The following is a 15,344-nucleotide window of genomic DNA, read 5'->3' as shown; positions in this document are numbered from 1 at the left end:
CGTTCATCCCATGTTGACTCCCGAACAACTCAACCAGCGCGGCGCAGAAAACCTGCCCGGCCATCTCGGCATCGTCATCACGCACGCGAGCCTCTCGGAAGTGCGTTCCGAACTGGCCGTGAAGACATCGCTCATGGCGCCCAACGGCTACCTCCATGCGGGGAGCGTGGTCACCTTGGCCGACACCTCCTGCGGCTACGGCTGCGTCGCCAACCTGCCCGAAGGCGCGACGGGCTTCACGACCCTCGAGCTCAAGTCCAACCATCTCGGCACCGCGCGCGACGGCACCATCGAATGCACGGCAACCGCGGCCCATCTCGGCAAGACGACGCAGGTATGGGATGCCGTGGTGAAGCACCGGGAGACGGGCAAGACCATCGCCCTCTTCCGTTGTACGCAGATGGTTCTGTACGCCAAGCAGAGCGGCTGAGCGCCGAAAGCCCCGTGGAAAAGCCGCTCGCCTTCCACGAGGTCTCCGCCGAGCGCTGGCCGGACTTCGAGCGCCTGTTCGAAGCCAAGGGAAGCCCCAAGTATTGCTGGTGCATGGCCTGGCGCGCATCGTCCGCGGAAGCCAAGGAAGCGGACGACGCCAGCCGCAAGGCGGCGATGAAAGAGCGCGTCTGCTCGGGCACACCGGTGGGCCTGCTGGCCTATGCCGGCGAGGAGCCCGTGGCGTGGTGTTCCATTGCGCCGCGCTCGACCTACCGGCGCTTGGTCGGCGACCAGAGCGCCGACGACGGCATCTGGTCGATCGCCTGCTTCTTCGTCGTCCGAAGACTGCGCGGCACGGGGATTTCGCGACAGCTCATCGCCGCCGCGGTGCGCCACGCGCGGTCGCATGGCGCGAAGATGATCGAGGCCTATCCCGTGGACGCCGACTCGCCAAGCTACCGTTTCATGGGCTTCGTGCCTGTGTTCGCGGAGGCAGGCTTCGCCGAGGTGGGGCGCGAAGGCAAACGCCGCCACGTGATGCGCCTCAACCTTTCATCACCACGCCGTTCGAATAAATGAAGATTCGCCCTTTCCAGCCCTCCGATGAAGGCAGCGTCGTCGCACTCTGGCACGCATGCGGCCTCACGCGCCCGTGGAACGATCCGCACCGCGACATCCAGCGCAAGCTGGGCGAACAGCCCGAGCTCTTTCTGGTCGCCACCGAGAACGACGCGCTGCTCGGCTCCGCGATGGTCGGCTTCGACGGCCATCGCGGCTGGGTCTACTACCTTGCGGTATCGCCGCAGCATCGCAGGCTGTCGATCGGCCGGGCGCTGATGCAGGAAGCGGAACAGTTGCTCATCGAACGCGGTTGCCCCAAGATCAACCTGCTGATCCGCTCGTCCAATGCCGAGGTCATCGCGTTCTACCGCAAGCTCGGGTACACGCAGGACGACGTGGTCAGCCTCGGACGACGGCTCATTCACGACACCCCATGACGCACATCGAACACAAACTCAAATCCCTGGGCCTGGTGCTCCCGCCGCCGATTGCAATGCCCGCCGGCGCGGTGCTGCCCTTTCCCTGGGTGCGCATCGTCGGACAGCGGGCGCTGATCTCGGGCCACGGACCGCAGCATGCCGACGGCTCGCTCGCCGAGCCGCTCGGCAAGGTCGGGCGCGAGCTCACGCTCGAGGATGGTTACGAGGCGGCGCGCCTGACCGCGCTGGGCATGCTCGGCAGCCTGAAGCGCGCGCTCGGCGACCTGGACCGCATCACGGCCTGGGTCCGCGTGTTCGGCATGGTCAACGCGGCACCGGGCTTCGACCGCATGCCGTCCGTGATCAACGGCTTCTCCGACCTGATCCTCGAGCTCTACGGACGCGAGGTCGGCGCGCACGCACGCAGCGCAGTCGGCATGGCCGAGCTGCCGTTCGACATTCCGGTGGAGATCGAAGCCGAGGTCGAAATCCGCGACTAGGACTCGACTAGGACCCCGTTCCCTTGCTCTCCGCCTCCTGTAGCAGCCGCCACATCACCTTGCCGCTGCCGCTCTTGGGCAGCGCATCGACGAACTGCACCGCGCGCGGAATCTTGTAGACCGCCATGTTCTCGCGGCACCAGTCGATGATGTCCTTTTCGGTGGTGTTCTTGTGCGTGGCGCGCAGCACCACCACGGCCTTGACCGACTCGCCGCGGTAGTCGTCCTTCATGGAGATCACGCAGGCTTCCTGGATCGCCGGGTGGCGGAACATCAGCAGTTCGACCTCGGCCGGCCAGACCTTGAAGCCACTGGCGTTGATCATCCGCTTGAGTCGGTCGGTCATGAAGAAGTAGCCGTCCTCGTCCATGCGGCCCATGTCGCCGGAGCGGAAGAAGCGCTTGCCCTCGAAGTCGACGAAGGCCGCGGCCGTGGCGTCGGGCCGCTTCCAGTAGCCCTGGAACACCTCGGGGCCGTGGATGATGATCTCGCCCGATTCGCCGATCGGCATCTCCTTCAAGGTGTCGGGGTCGACCACGCGCGCATCGGTGCTCAGGTAGGGGATGCCCAGGCACTGCTGCTTGGGGTTCTCGAAAGGGTTGGTGTGCGAGGGCGCCGCGGTCTCGGTGAGGCCGTAGCCCTCCTGGTACTTCAGCCCGTACTGCTCCAGCAGCCGCTGCGCCACCGCCTGCGGCATCGCCGCGCCGCCGCCGCCGATGTAGGTGAGGCTGCTGAGGTCGAAGTTCGCGAAGTTGGGGCTGGCCATCAGGTCGATGACCATGGTCGGGATGTTGGTCCAGCTCGTGACCTTGCGGCGCGAGATCAGGCGGCCCGCCACCTCGCGGTCCCAGCGCGGCATGATGACCAGCGTGCCTCCGACCAGGATCGTGGTGTGCATCATGCTCACCACGCCGGTGATGTGGAACATCGGCACCACGGCCAGCACCACCGCCTCGCACGAGCCCAGGCCCCAGAGCTGGCCCGCGAAGGCGTTGTGCATCGGGCTCGAATGGTTGTGGATGCAGCCCTTGGGCAGGCCCGTGGTGCCGCTGGTGTAGGGCAGGAGCGCCATGTCGTTGGCGCCGACCACGTGCTCGGGCGGCGCATGCCCGGAGTTCAGCGCATCGGTCCACGCCATGACGGCGCCGTCCGCCAGCGCGGGCAGCGGATGGCGCGCCAGCAGCCAGTCGCGCCACACCGGCGGCGGCGCCTCGTCGCCGCCGGTGTCGGCATCGAAGGCGTCGGTGAACTGGGTGACGATCATGTGCGCCAGCCGGTCCTTGGGCGCGAGCGCGTCGCTCGCCTTGGCGAGCTCGGGCGCCAGGTCACCGGTGGTAATGGCGACCCTGGCATCCGGATCGGTGATGTAGTGCTTCAGCTCCTCGGCGCGGTTCATCGGATTGACCGGCACCACCACCGCATTGGCGCGGAGGATCGCGAAATGCGCGATCACCAGCTGCGGGCAGTTCTGCATGTCGAGGATCACGCGGTCGCCGCGCTTCACGCCCAGCGCATGCAGCGTGCCGGCCAGGCGCTCGACCTGGTCGGCGAGCTCGCGGTAGCGGGTCTCGCGGCCGAAGAAGACCATGGCCGCCTTGTCCGGAAAGCGCGCCGCGGAAGTGGCGAGGTTGTGCCACAGCGAGGTGGCGGGAACGGTGATCGAACGAGGCAGGCGCTCTGGCCAGAACTTGTAGTGCGGGCGGTCCATACGGTGATCAGTCTCCAATCAGCGCCGAGCCTACGATGCCGGGCGCGCGCCTCGCATCGGGGAAGCCCCGACGGCGTCACCTGGGTGACTCCCGGCGCGTTCTGCCGTACAACGGCAGGTCGTTCCACCCCACCCACCAAAGGAGCTCACATGGCAGCAGACAAGCACGCAAGCGTTCACTGGGAAGGCGCCGGCAAGGCCGGCAAGGGCCAGATCAGCACCGAAACCGGCGCGCTGAAGGACTACCCCTACGGCTATGCCAGCCGCTTCGAGGACGACAAGCGCGGCACCAACCCCGAAGAGATCCTGGCCGCGGCACACGCCGGCTGCCTCACGATGGCGCTGGCCTTCGCGCTCGAAGGCGCGGGCGTCACGGCCGACGCGATCGACACCAAGGCCGCGGTGCGCCTGGCCCGCGACGGCGCGGGCTTCAAGATCGACCGCATCCAGCTCGAGCTCGAAGCCACCATTCCCGGTATCGACGACGCCAAGTTCCAGGAACTGGCGGCCGGCGCCAAGGCCGGCTGCCCGCTCTCCAAGGCGCTCGCCAGCGTGCCCGAGATCACCCTGAAGGCGAAGCTGCGCAGCTGAAGCCTGCGGCGGCGGGCCGCTGTTTATGATCGTCCGCCACAACGAGGAGACGAACATGAACAGCAGCACCAGGACGCTCATCGCGGCCTTTTGGATGGCGGCGTCGGCCCACGCCACCGCCGCCTTTCCGGAAAAACCCATCAAGGTCGTGATCGGCTTTCCGGCCGGGGGTCCGCTGGACCAGCACGCGCGCCTGCTCACCGACAAGCTGCAGGCCGTGCTCGGCCAGCCGGTGCTGGTCGACTACAAGCCCGGCGCGGGCGGATCGGTGGGCGCCGACGCGGTGGCCAAGAGTCCGGCCGACGGCTACACGCTGATGCTGGCGAACACGGGCGTGGCGGTGATCAACGGGGCGCTCTACAGCAAGCTGCCCTACAACACGCTGAAGGACTTCACGCCGATCGCGCGCACCGCGATGCAGCCGCTGGCGCTGCTCGTCACGCCCAAGCTGCCGGTCAACAGCCTGCAGGAGTTCGTGCGCTATGCCAAGGCACGCCCGGGGCAGATCAACTACGGCTCGGCCGGCAACGGTGGCATCAGCCACCTGGTGCCGGAGATGTTCAAGACCGCCACCGGCCTCTTCATGGTCCACATTCCCTACCGCGGCAGCGCGCCGGCCTTCACCGACCTCATGGGCGGCCAGGTCCAGTTCATGGCCGAGTCGATCCCGCAGGCAGCCAACTATCACAAGCAGGGCAAGGTGCGCGCGCTCGCGGTCACCAGCGCCGCGCGCAATCCCGCCCTGCCCGATATCCCGACCGTGATCGAGAGCGGCATCAAGGGCTTCGAGGTGGTCGGCTTCTACGGTTTTCTTGCGCCGGCCGGCACGCCGAAGGACGTGGTGGCCAAGCTCAGCGACGCCTTCAAGCAGGTGCTAACCAGCCTCGAGGTGCGTGATCGTATGGTGAGTCAGGGCGCCGACCCAGCTTTCCTCGATAGCGAGGACTTCGCAAGGTTCCTCGCGGTTGAAACCCCGCGCTGGGAAAAGGCAGTCAAGGCCTCCGGTGCAAAGATGGACTAGGTGTTGAGTCGCAGATAGCGCATTAGTTTTCATTTCGACGTTACCCTGGAACTCGGTGTTCCACGTCGGCGGACTCGCAATGCGAGCCGCGACTCGCGCGCGCTTCGGACAGCGCGCGAGGGCGCTATTTGGCCGCACAATCTGCGGAGAATTTCCATCGCTGGAAGATCGACGTCCACTGCAAGCGCTGATCCAAACATCCGCCATCTCTTATGAACCTTCCGACTACGAAGCAGGCCTCGGTTCTCGTTGTTGAGGACGATGAGAATATTGCGTACCTGTTGAAGTTCATGCTGGAGCGGGAGCAGTACAAGGTTGCCCTGGCGCGGGACGGCCGCAAGGCCAAGGAGTTCATCGAAGCTCAATCGCCGCCGCACATCGCCTTGCTCGACGTCATGCTGCCCTTCGTGGACGGCTTCGAACTCATCCGGCTGATCCGCGGCAGCATCACCTGGCGGTCCGTCCCCATTTTGATGCTGAGTGCCAAGGCGCAAGAGCAGGACGTGGTGCGGGCGCTGGATGCAGGTGCCAACGACTACGTCCAGAAGCCATTCGCTCCCAACGAACTGCTGGCGCGCGTTCGCCGGTACGCAAAGGCACCCTCGTGAGGCGTGGTGCGGTCGCCGGCATCCTGTTTGCCGGGCCACTCGTCGCCGCCTGGGCCGGACCCGTCGATCACGGGGATTCGATCGAAGTCGCGGCCGAGCACCAATCATTGAGCAAGGGATTCGCGGACTGGCGGGAAACGTCGCTGCGGGTCGCCCGCGCGTACGGCCCGCGCGAACTCCTCTCCATGAATGTCAGGCGGACAGACCGGTTCGGCCTTGACGACACCTCGGCCGGTCTCGCCTACACAGTGCCGCTCGACCCGCGCTTCGTCGCCTCGATGGAAGCAAGCTTCAGTCCCTCGCATCGCGTCTTGCCCAGGCATGAGCTGGGGGCGGCGATCCAGTACGAGTTCGCACCCGCGTGGCTGCTGCACGGGGGCTTCAAGACCACCGCGTATGACAACACCACGGTCCGCCAGGGCCTCGTGCGGCTGGAGCGCTACGTGTCGTCGTTCAGCTGGTCCGTCGCGTGGCGGCCAACTCAAGCGCTGGGCACCTACGCGCAGGGGGTCGAGTTGCGGGGCAGCTACTACTACGGAGACAAGAATGTCGTGGGACTGATCCTCGCGGCCGGTCGGGAGGCGACTGCGATCGGCGAGCAGCGCGTGGTATTGGCGGACGTCCGCACCGTGGCTTTGACCGGTCGGCACTGGTGCGATCCAGCCTGGGTCCTGACGTACTCGCTAGAGCGAATCCGCCAGGGCACCTTCTACTCCCGAAGCGGAATTCGACTCGGTGTTCAATACAGCTTTTGAGCCGCTGGTGGCCTTCAGTCTCATCGCCGGAGTTGCCGTGCTGGGTCTTAACCTGGTGCTGGCCGGGCTGATCATTGCTCTGCGCGAACGACTGAAGCGGCAAGAGAGGGAGCAGAAGGAGTTCAAGGCGATTTGGCAGCCCGCGCTTTTGGGTGCCTTGTCAGGCCCTGCGCAGTACTTGCTGCCGCCGCTTAGATTGCAAGATCAGATCGCCTTTCTCAAATTGTGGAACTACATGCAGGAGTCCTTGCGTGGCGATGTCACAGTCCGTTTGAACGAGATCGCTCTTCAACTGCGCTGCGATGAGCTGGCCCGCCGCCTGCTCCGGGACGGAAATCCAACCGAGCGCCTGCTCGCCATGTTGACGCTGGGCCATCTGCGCGATAGCAGGGCCTGGGCCGCGCTGCAGATCGTTGTCCAAGCCAAAGAAACCATTGCATCGCTGACCGCGGCCAGGGCGATGATTCAAATCGATCCCATCGCCGGAGCACACCACCTCATGCCGTCGGTGCTGAATCGCCCGGATTGGGAAATTCCCCGGCTGGCGCGGATGCTGGGCGAAGCGCGCGTCACATTCGAGTCGCTTCTTGTTCCAAGGGTCGCCGCGCTGCCGTCCGCCCAGAAGCTGCGCGGCCTCCAGGTGCTCGAAGTGCTGCGCACCCGACTGCCCGACGCTGCGCTGCTGGGCCTGCTCAACTCGGAGAAAGAGCCCACCATCATTGCGGCCGCGCTGCGCCTGGTGAATACCTTCGCTGTCCGGCCCGCCGTGCTCTCACATCTGGCGCACACCGACTGGCGTGTCAGGGTGCGGGCTGTCCATGCCCTGACTCACGTGGCCGTCCCGTCAGACGTTCCACAACTCGCTGCGATGCTCGGCGACAGCGAATGGTGGGTCCGCTACCGAGCAGCCCATGCGCTGGTGAGCCTGCCGTTCCTCGCACACGAAAGTCTCGACGGGCTCAAGCGCCTCAGCGACGATCGGTTGGGCCGACTGGCGCTCGATCATGTCTTTGCCGAACGAGGTCTCCTATCACACAGCAGCTGATCGTTGAACTCGCGACGTGGTTCATCTTTGGCTACTTCGTTCTGCTGAACGGCTCCTATCTCGCGCTCAATTTCCTGAGCCTCGTCAGGCTCCACCGGGACAACCAGGCCAAGCTGCTCGATGACTTGCCGCAAATCTACTCCGGACTGGAGCCGGCCATCAGCATCCTGATGCCGGCCTTCAACGAGCAGGCCAGCATCGCGGCGTCGGTGCGCTCCATGCTTCAGCTGACCTACTCGGAGTTCGAGGTGATCGTCATCAATGACGGTTCGAGCGATGCGACCCTGGAAATGCTGGTGCAGGAGTTTTCGCTCGTCCCGTTCCCCGAAAGCTATCGACTGCGCCTCCAGACCGCACCGATACGTGCGGTCTATCGTTCCCCGCGCTTTCGCAACCTGCGCGTGGTAGACAAGGAAAACGGCGGCAAGGCGGATGCGCTCAACGCAGGCATCAACGCCGCACGCTATCCGTTGTTCTGCGGCGTCGATGCCGACTCCGTGCTCGAGCGAGACAGCCTGCAGCGGGTGGTCAAACCATTCCTGCGTGATCCCCGGATGGTGGCGAGCGGGGGAACGGTGCGGATATTGAACGGTTGCGAAGTGCAAGACGGCGTCTTGACACGCGTCGCGTTGCCGCGCAACTTCCTGGCACTCTGCCAAGTGGTGGAATACCTGCGCGCGTTCCTGTTCGGACGGCTCGGGTGGTCACAGTTGAACGCCATGCTGATCATCTCCGGCGCATTCGGGCTGTTTCGCACGAACACCGTGGTTGAAGTGGGTGGCTACCGAACGCGGACCATCGGCGAAGACATGGAACTGGTGGTGCGCATGCACCGCATCCTGCGCCAGCGCGGCCAGCCCTACCGGATGGAATTCGTCCCGGAGCCCGTTTGCTGGACCGAGGCCCCGGAAGACTTGGCCACCTTGCGAAACCAACGCATCCGATGGCAGCATGGCCTCTGCGAAAGCCTCACCAGCAACTGGGGCCTGATGTTCAGCTCGCGCGGCGGGGCACCCGGATGGCTTGCTTTTCCATTCATGGTCCTGTTTGAATGGCTGGGACCTTTGATCGAAGTCGCCGGCTGCGTCCTCCTGCTTTTTGCAGCCCTGCAGGGGCTGGTTTCTTGGGCCACGTTCGGCGCATTCATGTTCCTGGCGCTGGGATTGGGCGTCCTGCTTTCAGCATCAGGCCTCTTGCTCGAGGAGATGTCTTTCCATCTGTACCCGAAGCTTCGGCAAGTGGCGCTGCTGGGCCTGATCGCTCTTCTGGAAAACTTCGGCTATCGTCAGCTCAACACGACCTGGAGATTCATTGGGCTGGTTCGATGGGCCGTGCGGCACAAGGCCCGCTGGGGAACGATGAAGCGCAAGGCCCACTGGAAGGATCAATGAGACCGGCCGCTCAGGGGCCGGAAACCCCAGGCAGGTCGAAGAAGAACTCCGTGCCGACACCCACGGTGCTGATGTAGTCGATACGCCCGCCGTGGGTCTCGACGATGCTCTTGCAGATGTTCAGGCCAAGACCGGTTCCCCCTTGTGCTCGACGGTCCGACCCATCGGCTTGAGCAAATCGATCGAAGATTCGCGGGCGGAACTCCGCCGGGATCCCGATACCCTGATCCGACACGCAGACACGGATTTGCCCGTCGACCATGGACATCCGAACGGATACCGGATGGTTGGGCTTGGAGAACTTGACCGCGTTGGAAATGAGGTTCACCAGGACTTGAACGATGCGGTCCGGGTCCACTTCGACGTACAGATTGTCGAGACGGCTTTCAAATTCGAGCGATACGTGGAACTGATCGGCATAGGCCCGCATGGCGCCAACGGCCTGGTCGACGAGCGGCGCCAGCGCTTGCCTTGATTTCGCGTAGTGCATCAGCCCCGCCTGGATACGCTCGACATCGAGGACATCACTGATCAGGCGCATCAATCGCTCACAGCTCTTGTGTGCGACGACGACAAGCTCTTGGACATCGGGCGGCAGCGGACCCGCCGTTTCCGAACCCAGCAGGCTGAGCGAACCGTAGATCGCCGTCAGCGGCGTACGCAGTTCATGCGAGACGGTCGAGATGAACTCGTGCTGCATCCGCTCGATCTTCTTTCGCTCCGAGATGTCCATGTAGGTCGTGACGAACCCGCCTCCAGGCATCGGTGCACTGCGCACTTCGAGCGGTTTGCCGTCGTGCCGCTCTCGCTCGAACAACATGCGCGTCGGATACTGCGCACGTTCGAGCATTCCAGCCACGATGTCCTCGACGGGTCCGGGGCCGTACTCGCCGCGCGCGGCGTTGTTGCGAACCACGTCCTCGAAGCGAACCGATCGCCCTGAAAAGAGTTCGTCCGGCAGATCGAGCAGCTCGCGAAACTGCTGATTGCTGGCGGCGAGATGCAGTTGGCCGTCAAACACGCTCAGGCCACAAGGCAGGTTCTCCATGATGCTTTTCAGCATCGCGTGATTGCGGCGCAGCTGCTCTTCAGCGTGTTTTCGGGTGGTGACGTCAAGGCCGATTTCCATGAATCCCGTCAAGCGACCCTGGCCGTCATGGCGGGGCTGCACCTCCAGTTCGATGGCGTGGTGCGTCCCGTCCTTCGATCGATTGACGACTTCGACGCGACAGCTCGTCTGCGCCTCGGCAGCGCGATTCATGACGGCGTAAGTCTCCGGATCGGTCCTGCCGCTGCCCAGAAGCTGAAGCGGTGTTTGACCGCGCGCATCTTCGAACGTATAGCCATAGAAGCTCGCGAACGCGTCATTGACCCACTGGATCTTGCAATCCCGATCGGTGATCACCACCAAATTGGAGGTGTGCCGCACGACAGCCGCCAGTCGCTCCAGATCGGTCGTCATAGCTTGTGCCAGTGCGTAGGCACGTGCGCGTCCTGTGGCAAGCAACCACATGGTGAGCGCCAACAAAAGGCTCACGAGCACGCCGCCCACGCGCAATGACGTCGGAATCCAGCGATCCAGGTCGTGCTCGAAGGCGGGCGTGGTGTTCACGCGAAGGGTCAGCTGCCTGCCACCGATCGGCAGCCGCGCAGTCATTTCTTGCACGGCCTTGCGCGAAGTGCTTTCGTCGGCGTGCAGGGTGCTCCCCCCGGGAGTGCCAGCAAGAGATTTGCTGGCGAAGAGAAGATTGCCAGGCTCCGCATCTCCGTCATACAACGAAAAGTCGATCTGCCGATCCGAGCCGCCCGCGCTGCCAGCGAGCAGGTCTTCGGCCACGATGGGGGAAAACAGCAACCCGAGCAGTTCGGCCTGACGCTGTTGCATGACGCCAGGATCCTTCCCGCTTCGATACACCGGCGTCATGTAGAGGAAGCCAGGGCGCTGTCTTTCGGATTGCAGGATGATGCGACCGCTGAGCGTGGGGCTCCCTGTCGACACGGCACGCTCGATCGCTTGTCTGCGCGTGCTTTCGGACCCGATGTCGTACCCCAGAGCCGGTTGGCTGATCGCGACGGGTTCAAGGAATTTGATCACGTACAGATCGGGCGCATTGCCGACAGTCCGCACGGTGAAATGGGGAGCTTCGTCGCGTCGCTCGGCGGCGACGAAATCGGGCAAGTCGTCCCGGCTCACACGCTGAGCAAAGCCGAATCCACGGACACCAGGAAACTCCTCCTGCAGGTTGCGGGAGTTCACGTAGGCGCGAAAAGCGTTTCTGCTGACTGCCGGATTGACGGCAAAGATCCCGCGCGCTCCATTGAGTCCATGCACCGGCTGCCGGAACCGCCGCTCGATTTCTGCTTCAACGAGTTCCACCTGGCGCTCAAACTTTGCCCTGGTGGCTGCGTCGATGTTCTGCTGTTGCAAACGCGCCGCGGCAAAGGTCAAGAACAGCCCAAGCGCGAGCACCGCCCCGGTCAACAGCACTCGCACACGAAAAGGCCTGTTCACTCTGTGGACTCCACGACATCGACCGCATTCTGCCGGAGCGATGCACCCAAAACGGCCGTTTCCGACGGTCAGCCTGACCAAACCGGGGGCCAAGCACCCGATTTGGTGCACAGATCTTGCATACCAGTTGGCATGAAAACTGCTGATATGCAAGCCATGGCCATTTCCGCTCCCGAGATCAGTGCGCGCATCGTTGAAGCGGTGATGGCGCAGAAGCTCGCCCCCGGCTCGCGCCTGGGCGAGCAGCAACTCGCGATGCTGTTCGACTGCAGCCGCACCATCGTGCGGGAGGCGCTCACGCGGCTGGCGGCGCGCGGCATCGTGACCGTGAGCGCACGCCGCGGCTGGTTCGTGATCGAGCCCTCGCAGGCCGAGGCGCGCGAAGCCTTCGAGGCGCGCCGCGTGATCGAGTCGGGCCTGATCCGCAGCGCCGGCCCGATCGACAAGGAGGCCCTGCGCGCGCTCAAGGCACATCTGAAGCGCGAGAAGGCCGCCCTCAAGGACAGCGACATCGGCAACCGCAGCTACCTGCTGGGCGACTTCCACGTCTGCCTGGCCGAGTGTCTGGGCAATTCGCTTCTGGCCGACACGCTGCGCGACTTCACCGCGCGCACCACCTTGATCGCGATGCTCTACCAGTCCTCGCACGACGCGGCGCAGTCCTGCGAGGACCACGTGCGCATCGTCGCGGCGCTGGAGCGCGGCGACACCGCTGGCGCCGAGGCGCTGATGACCGAGCACATCGGCACGGTGCAGTCCGCGCTGCGCGTGCAGCACCCCACCGACCCGCTGGCCCAGTTGCGCGACGCGCTCGCACCGCTGCGCCACGCGCCTGCCGACGACAAGACCAAGGCACAGCTTTTGCGTGATCCCGATTCATCGACCTACCTAGGAGCCCTGTTATGAAATTTTCCAAACGCCAATTCGCGCTGGCCCTGGCATCGGCCGCGCTGCTCGCCTCCGGTGCCGCCCAGGCCCAGAGCGCGCTCGACAACGTGCTCAAGTCCAAGACCCTCAAGGTCGCGGTTCCCACCGACTACCCGCCCTACGGCTTCGTCGGCCCCGACATGGCGCCGCAGGGCCTGGATGTGGAGATGGCCAAGCTGATCGCCGCCAAGCTGGGCGTCAAGGTCGAGCTGGTGCCGGTCACCAGCGCCAACCGCATTCCCTATCTGCAGACCAAGAAGGCCGACCTCGTGATTTCCACGCTGGGCAAGAACGCCGAGCGCGAAAAGGTGATCGACTTCAGCGCCGCCTACGCGCCCTTCTTCCAGGCCGTGTACGCCGCCAAGAGCCTGAGCATCAAGAGCTTCGCCGACATGGGCGGCAAGTCGGTGGCCGTGACGCGCGGCGCCATGGAAGACCAGGAGCTCGCCAAGGTGGCGCCGGCCAACGTCGACTACAAGCGCTTCGAGGACAACAACGCGACCATCGCGGCCTTCGTCGCGGGCCAGACGCAAACCATCGCCACCAGCGCTGCGGTGGCCGGCAACATGATGCAGAAGAACCCGCAGCTCGGCGCCGAGTACAAGCTGCTGCTGAAAGACAGCCCCTGCTTCGTCGGCATCGCCAAGGGCGAGGACGCGCTGAAGGCCAAGGTCAACGAGATCATCGCGGCCGCCAAGAAAGACGGCACGCTCGACGCCCTGTCGAAGAAGTACCTCGGCAAAGAAGCCGGCGATCTGCCGCTCTGACACGGCACTGCCATGGGCATCGAGTTCGACTTCGGGGCCGTGCTCGGCCAATGGCCGCTTCTCGTCAAGGGCATCGTGTGGACGCTGGGCCTCACGCTCGTCGCCACGCTCATCGGCATGGTGGTCGGCATCGCCTGCGCCTGGGCCCGCGCGAGCGGGCCGGCCTGGCTGCGCTGGATCGTGGGCAGCTACGTCGAGCTGATCCGCAACACGCCCTTCATCGTGCAGCTGTTCTTCATCTTCTTCGGCCTGCCGGCGGCGGGATTCAAGCTCTCGCCCGAAGTCGCCTCGGTCATCGCGATGGTGATGAACCTCGGCGCCTATGCGACCGAGATCATTCGCGCCGGCATCGAGGCCACGCCGCGCGGGCAGATCGAAGCGGCGGTCAGCCTGGCGCTCAACAAGGTGCAGGTGTTCACCCGCGTGGTGCTCCCGCCCGCGCTGAAGAAGGTATGGCCCGCGATGGTGAGCCAGATCATCATCGTGATGCTGGGCTCGGCCGTATGCAGCCAGATTTCTACCGAAGAGCTGAGCTATGCGGCCAATCTGATCCAGAGCCGCAACTTCCGCGCTTTCGAGGCCTTCATCATCGCGACGGCGATCTACCTGGCGCTCTCGGTGGGCGCGCGTCGGCTGCTCAACTGGGCGGGGCCGAAGTTCTTCTTCGGAAAGTAGCCATGGTCGAGTTCTCCCTCTGGGACATCCTGCGCAACCTGCTCTTGGCCTTGCGCTGGACCGTGGTGCTGTCGCTGATCGCCTTCGTCGGCGGTGGCTTCGTGGGCGCCGTGCTGCTCTTCGTACGCCTGTCGGGCGGGCGCCTCGCCGAGCGGCTGATCGGTCTCTACGTGCAGCTGTTCCAGGGCACGCCGCTGCTGATGCAATTGTTCCTGGCCTACTTCGGCATCGCGCTCTTCGGCATCGAGGTGTCGGCCTGGACCGCCGCTGCGGTGGCGCTCACGCTCTACACCAGCGCCTTCCTCACCGAGATCTGGCGCGGCTGCGTGGCCTCCATTCCCAAGGGCCAATGGGAAGCCTCGGGCAGCCTCGCGCTGAGCTTCGGCGAGCAGATGCGCCACGTGATCCTGCCGCAGGCCACGCGCATCGCGGTCGCGCCTACGGTGGGCTTCCTGGTGCAGGTGATCAAGGGCACCGCCCTGGCCTCGGTGATCGGCTTCGTCGAACTCACCAAGGCCGGGAGCATGATCTCGAACGCAACCTTCAAGCCCTTCGTGGTGTTCAGCTGCGTCGCCCTGCTCTACTTCGTGCTGTGCTTCCCGGTGAGCCTGTACGCCAAGAACCTCGAAAGGAAGATCCATGGCGCTCGTCGCTGAAGCTCCTGCCCTCGCGGCGCCCATCGTGCGCATCACCGCGCTGCGCAAGTCCTACGGCAGCAACGAGGTGCTGAAAGGCATCGACCTCGACGTCAAGCGCGGCGAGGTGATCGCCATCATCGGCAAGAGCGGCTCGGGCAAGAGCACGCTGCTGCGCTGCATCAACGGCCTTGAGGTGTTCCAGGACGGCTCGCTCACGGTGGACGGCAAGCCGCTGCTGCACGAGAGCGCGATGGCGATGCGCGAGCTGCGCCAGCACGTGGGCATGATCTTCCAGAGCTTCAACCTCTTTCCGCACCTGACGGTCGGCAAGAACGTGATGCTCGCGCCCACGCTGGTCAAGAAGCGCAGCGGCATGGAAGCCGCATCGCAGGCGCGCAAGCTGCTCGAGCGCGTCGGCCTTGCCGAAAAGTTCGACGCCATGCCCGACCAGCTCTCCGGCGGCCAGCAGCAGCGCGTGGCGATCGCGCGCGCGCTCGCGATGGAGCCGGCCGTGCTGCTGTGCGACGAGATCACTTCGGCGCTCGACCCCGAACTGGTGGGCGAGGTGCTGCGCGTGGTCGAATCGCTGGCCGACGAGGGCATGACCCTGCTCATGGTGACGCACGAGATGAGCTTCGCGCGCAAGGTCAGCGACCGCGTGATCTTCATGCACCAGGGGCGCGTGCACGAGATGGGGCCGCCGGCCGATCTGTTCGGCAATCCGCAGACGGCGGAATTGAAACAGTTCCTTTCCTCTCTGCACGACTAGAAGGGCCTGTTAACAGGCCCTTCTA

17 protein-coding genes are annotated in these 15,344 nt (G+C 64.8%); 15 read left to right on the top strand and 2 right to left on the bottom strand.

Annotation, left to right across the window (positions count from 1 at the left end; genetic code table 11):
* The first annotated feature begins 10 nt into the window (after positions 1 to 10).
* From ACSQ89_RS09440 to ACSQ89_RS09425, 4 genes are read left to right on the top strand one after another with little or no spacing between them, the layout of a single operon-like run.
* Positions 11 to 430, top strand: a complete 420-nt coding sequence (locus tag ACSQ89_RS09440) for a PaaI family thioesterase (protein WP_436290689.1) — start codon at positions 11 to 13, stop codon at positions 428 to 430.
* Positions 431 to 444: 14 nt separating this feature from the next.
* Entirely contained in the window at positions 445 to 1,011 is a 567-nt protein-coding gene (locus ACSQ89_RS09435) for a GNAT family N-acetyltransferase (RefSeq protein WP_436290690.1), read from the top strand.
* A complete protein-coding gene (locus tag ACSQ89_RS09430; RefSeq protein WP_093102262.1) occupies positions 1,008 to 1,430 on the top strand; it encodes a GNAT family acetyltransferase in 423 nt (140 codons plus the stop codon). Before ACSQ89_RS09435 ends, ACSQ89_RS09430 begins: the two co-directional genes overlap by 4 nt.
* Positions 1,427 to 1,912: a RidA family protein gene (locus ACSQ89_RS09425; RefSeq protein ID WP_093102260.1), complete on the top strand. Its 486-nt coding sequence runs from the start codon at positions 1,427 to 1,429 to the stop codon at positions 1,910 to 1,912. The genes ACSQ89_RS09430 and ACSQ89_RS09425 overlap by 4 nt, the downstream gene beginning before the upstream one ends.
* 7 nt (positions 1,913 to 1,919) lie before the next feature.
* Here the strand turns inward: ACSQ89_RS09425 and ACSQ89_RS09420 are convergent, their stop codons facing one another.
* Entirely contained in the window at positions 1,920 to 3,620 is a 1,701-nt protein-coding gene (locus ACSQ89_RS09420) for a long-chain fatty acid--CoA ligase (RefSeq protein WP_093102258.1), read from the bottom strand.
* Between the two features lie 150 nt (positions 3,621 to 3,770).
* Between ACSQ89_RS09420 and ACSQ89_RS09415 the strand changes: the two genes are divergently transcribed.
* From ACSQ89_RS09415 to ACSQ89_RS09390, 6 genes are all read left to right on the top strand, one after another.
* Positions 3,771 to 4,211 carry an OsmC family protein gene (locus ACSQ89_RS09415; RefSeq protein ID WP_436290691.1) on the top strand — a complete coding sequence of 147 codons (441 nt, stop codon included), beginning with the start codon at positions 3,771 to 3,773 and terminating at the stop codon, positions 4,209 to 4,211.
* A gap of 55 nt (positions 4,212 to 4,266) precedes the next feature.
* Positions 4,267 to 5,232 (top strand): Bug family tripartite tricarboxylate transporter substrate binding protein, encoded by a 966-nt coding sequence (locus ACSQ89_RS09410; RefSeq protein ID WP_436290692.1) that lies wholly within the window; start codon positions 4,267 to 4,269, stop codon positions 5,230 to 5,232.
* Between the two features lie 212 nt (positions 5,233 to 5,444).
* Positions 5,445 to 5,840: a response regulator transcription factor gene (locus tag ACSQ89_RS09405; RefSeq protein ID WP_093102255.1), complete on the top strand. Its 396-nt coding sequence runs from the start codon at positions 5,445 to 5,447 to the stop codon at positions 5,838 to 5,840.
* A complete protein-coding gene (locus ACSQ89_RS09400) occupies positions 5,837 to 6,595 on the top strand; it encodes a YaiO family outer membrane beta-barrel protein (protein WP_436290693.1) in 759 nt (252 codons plus the stop codon). Before ACSQ89_RS09405 ends, ACSQ89_RS09400 begins: the two co-directional genes overlap by 4 nt.
* A complete protein-coding gene (locus ACSQ89_RS09395) occupies positions 6,576 to 7,640 on the top strand; it encodes a HEAT repeat domain-containing protein (protein WP_436290694.1) in 1,065 nt (354 codons plus the stop codon). Before ACSQ89_RS09400 ends, ACSQ89_RS09395 begins: the two co-directional genes overlap by 20 nt.
* 125 nt (positions 7,641 to 7,765) lie before the next feature.
* Complete coding sequence (locus tag ACSQ89_RS09390; protein ID WP_436290695.1) at positions 7,766 to 9,031, top strand: glycosyltransferase family 2 protein; 1,266 nt, start codon at positions 7,766 to 7,768, stop codon at positions 9,029 to 9,031.
* Between the two features lie 10 nt (positions 9,032 to 9,041).
* On the opposite strand, the gene ACSQ89_RS09385 is transcribed toward ACSQ89_RS09390, so the two are convergent.
* Complete coding sequence (locus ACSQ89_RS09385) at positions 9,042 to 11,543, bottom strand: CHASE domain-containing protein (RefSeq protein ID WP_436296172.1); 2,502 nt, start codon at positions 11,541 to 11,543, stop codon at positions 9,042 to 9,044.
* Positions 11,544 to 11,699: 156 nt separating this feature from the next.
* Between ACSQ89_RS09385 and ACSQ89_RS09380 the strand changes: the two genes are divergently transcribed.
* From ACSQ89_RS09380 to ACSQ89_RS09360, 5 genes are read left to right on the top strand one after another with little or no spacing between them, the layout of a single operon-like run.
* Positions 11,700 to 12,449 carry a GntR family transcriptional regulator gene (locus ACSQ89_RS09380; protein WP_093102671.1) on the top strand — a complete coding sequence of 250 codons (750 nt, stop codon included), beginning with the start codon at positions 11,700 to 11,702 and terminating at the stop codon, positions 12,447 to 12,449.
* Positions 12,446 to 13,237 carry a transporter substrate-binding domain-containing protein gene (locus ACSQ89_RS09375; protein ID WP_436290698.1) on the top strand — a complete coding sequence of 264 codons (792 nt, stop codon included), beginning with the start codon at positions 12,446 to 12,448 and terminating at the stop codon, positions 13,235 to 13,237. Before ACSQ89_RS09380 ends, ACSQ89_RS09375 begins: the two co-directional genes overlap by 4 nt.
* Positions 13,238 to 13,249: 12 nt before the next feature.
* Positions 13,250 to 13,912 carry an amino acid ABC transporter permease gene (locus tag ACSQ89_RS09370; protein ID WP_093102243.1) on the top strand — a complete coding sequence of 221 codons (663 nt, stop codon included), beginning with the start codon at positions 13,250 to 13,252 and terminating at the stop codon, positions 13,910 to 13,912.
* A 2-nt stretch (positions 13,913 to 13,914) separates the two neighbouring features.
* Positions 13,915 to 14,568: an amino acid ABC transporter permease gene (locus ACSQ89_RS09365; protein WP_093102241.1), complete on the top strand. Its 654-nt coding sequence runs from the start codon at positions 13,915 to 13,917 to the stop codon at positions 14,566 to 14,568.
* Positions 14,552 to 15,319, top strand: coding sequence for an amino acid ABC transporter ATP-binding protein (locus ACSQ89_RS09360; protein WP_093102239.1), 768 nt, complete (start codon positions 14,552 to 14,554; stop codon positions 15,317 to 15,319). The genes ACSQ89_RS09365 and ACSQ89_RS09360 overlap by 17 nt, the downstream gene beginning before the upstream one ends.
* Positions 15,320 to 15,344 lie beyond the last annotated feature (25 nt).

This window comes from Variovorax sp. LjRoot175, assembly GCF_964253805.1.
Classification (GTDB): Bacteria; Pseudomonadota; Gammaproteobacteria; order Burkholderiales; family Burkholderiaceae_C; genus Variovorax.
The sequence above is the reverse complement of the archived record's forward strand: the minus strand, read 5'-3'. Positions and strand labels throughout refer to the sequence as shown.

Coding starts and splice junctions, on each gene's coding strand:
- ACSQ89_RS09420 (WP_093102258.1), bottom strand. CDS start 3,620: ATGGACCGCCCGCACTACAAGTTCTGGCCAGAGCGCCTGCCTCGTTCG.
- ACSQ89_RS09425 (WP_093102260.1), top strand. CDS start 1,427: ATGACGCACATCGAACACAAACTCAAATCCCTGGGCCTGGTGCTCCCG.
- ACSQ89_RS09440 (WP_436290689.1), top strand. CDS start 11: ATGTTGACTCCCGAACAACTCAACCAGCGCGGCGCAGAAAACCTGCCC.
- ACSQ89_RS09410 (WP_436290692.1), top strand. CDS start 4,267: ATGAACAGCAGCACCAGGACGCTCATCGCGGCCTTTTGGATGGCGGCG.
- ACSQ89_RS09405 (WP_093102255.1), top strand. CDS start 5,445: ATGAACCTTCCGACTACGAAGCAGGCCTCGGTTCTCGTTGTTGAGGAC.
- ACSQ89_RS09380 (WP_093102671.1), top strand. CDS start 11,700: ATGGCCATTTCCGCTCCCGAGATCAGTGCGCGCATCGTTGAAGCGGTG.
- ACSQ89_RS09430 (WP_093102262.1), top strand. CDS start 1,008: ATGAAGATTCGCCCTTTCCAGCCCTCCGATGAAGGCAGCGTCGTCGCA.
- ACSQ89_RS09375 (WP_436290698.1), top strand. CDS start 12,446: ATGAAATTTTCCAAACGCCAATTCGCGCTGGCCCTGGCATCGGCCGCG.
- ACSQ89_RS09365 (WP_093102241.1), top strand. CDS start 13,915: ATGGTCGAGTTCTCCCTCTGGGACATCCTGCGCAACCTGCTCTTGGCC.
- ACSQ89_RS09360 (WP_093102239.1), top strand. CDS start 14,552: ATGGCGCTCGTCGCTGAAGCTCCTGCCCTCGCGGCGCCCATCGTGCGC.
- ACSQ89_RS09370 (WP_093102243.1), top strand. CDS start 13,250: ATGGGCATCGAGTTCGACTTCGGGGCCGTGCTCGGCCAATGGCCGCTT.
- ACSQ89_RS09415 (WP_436290691.1), top strand. CDS start 3,771: ATGGCAGCAGACAAGCACGCAAGCGTTCACTGGGAAGGCGCCGGCAAG.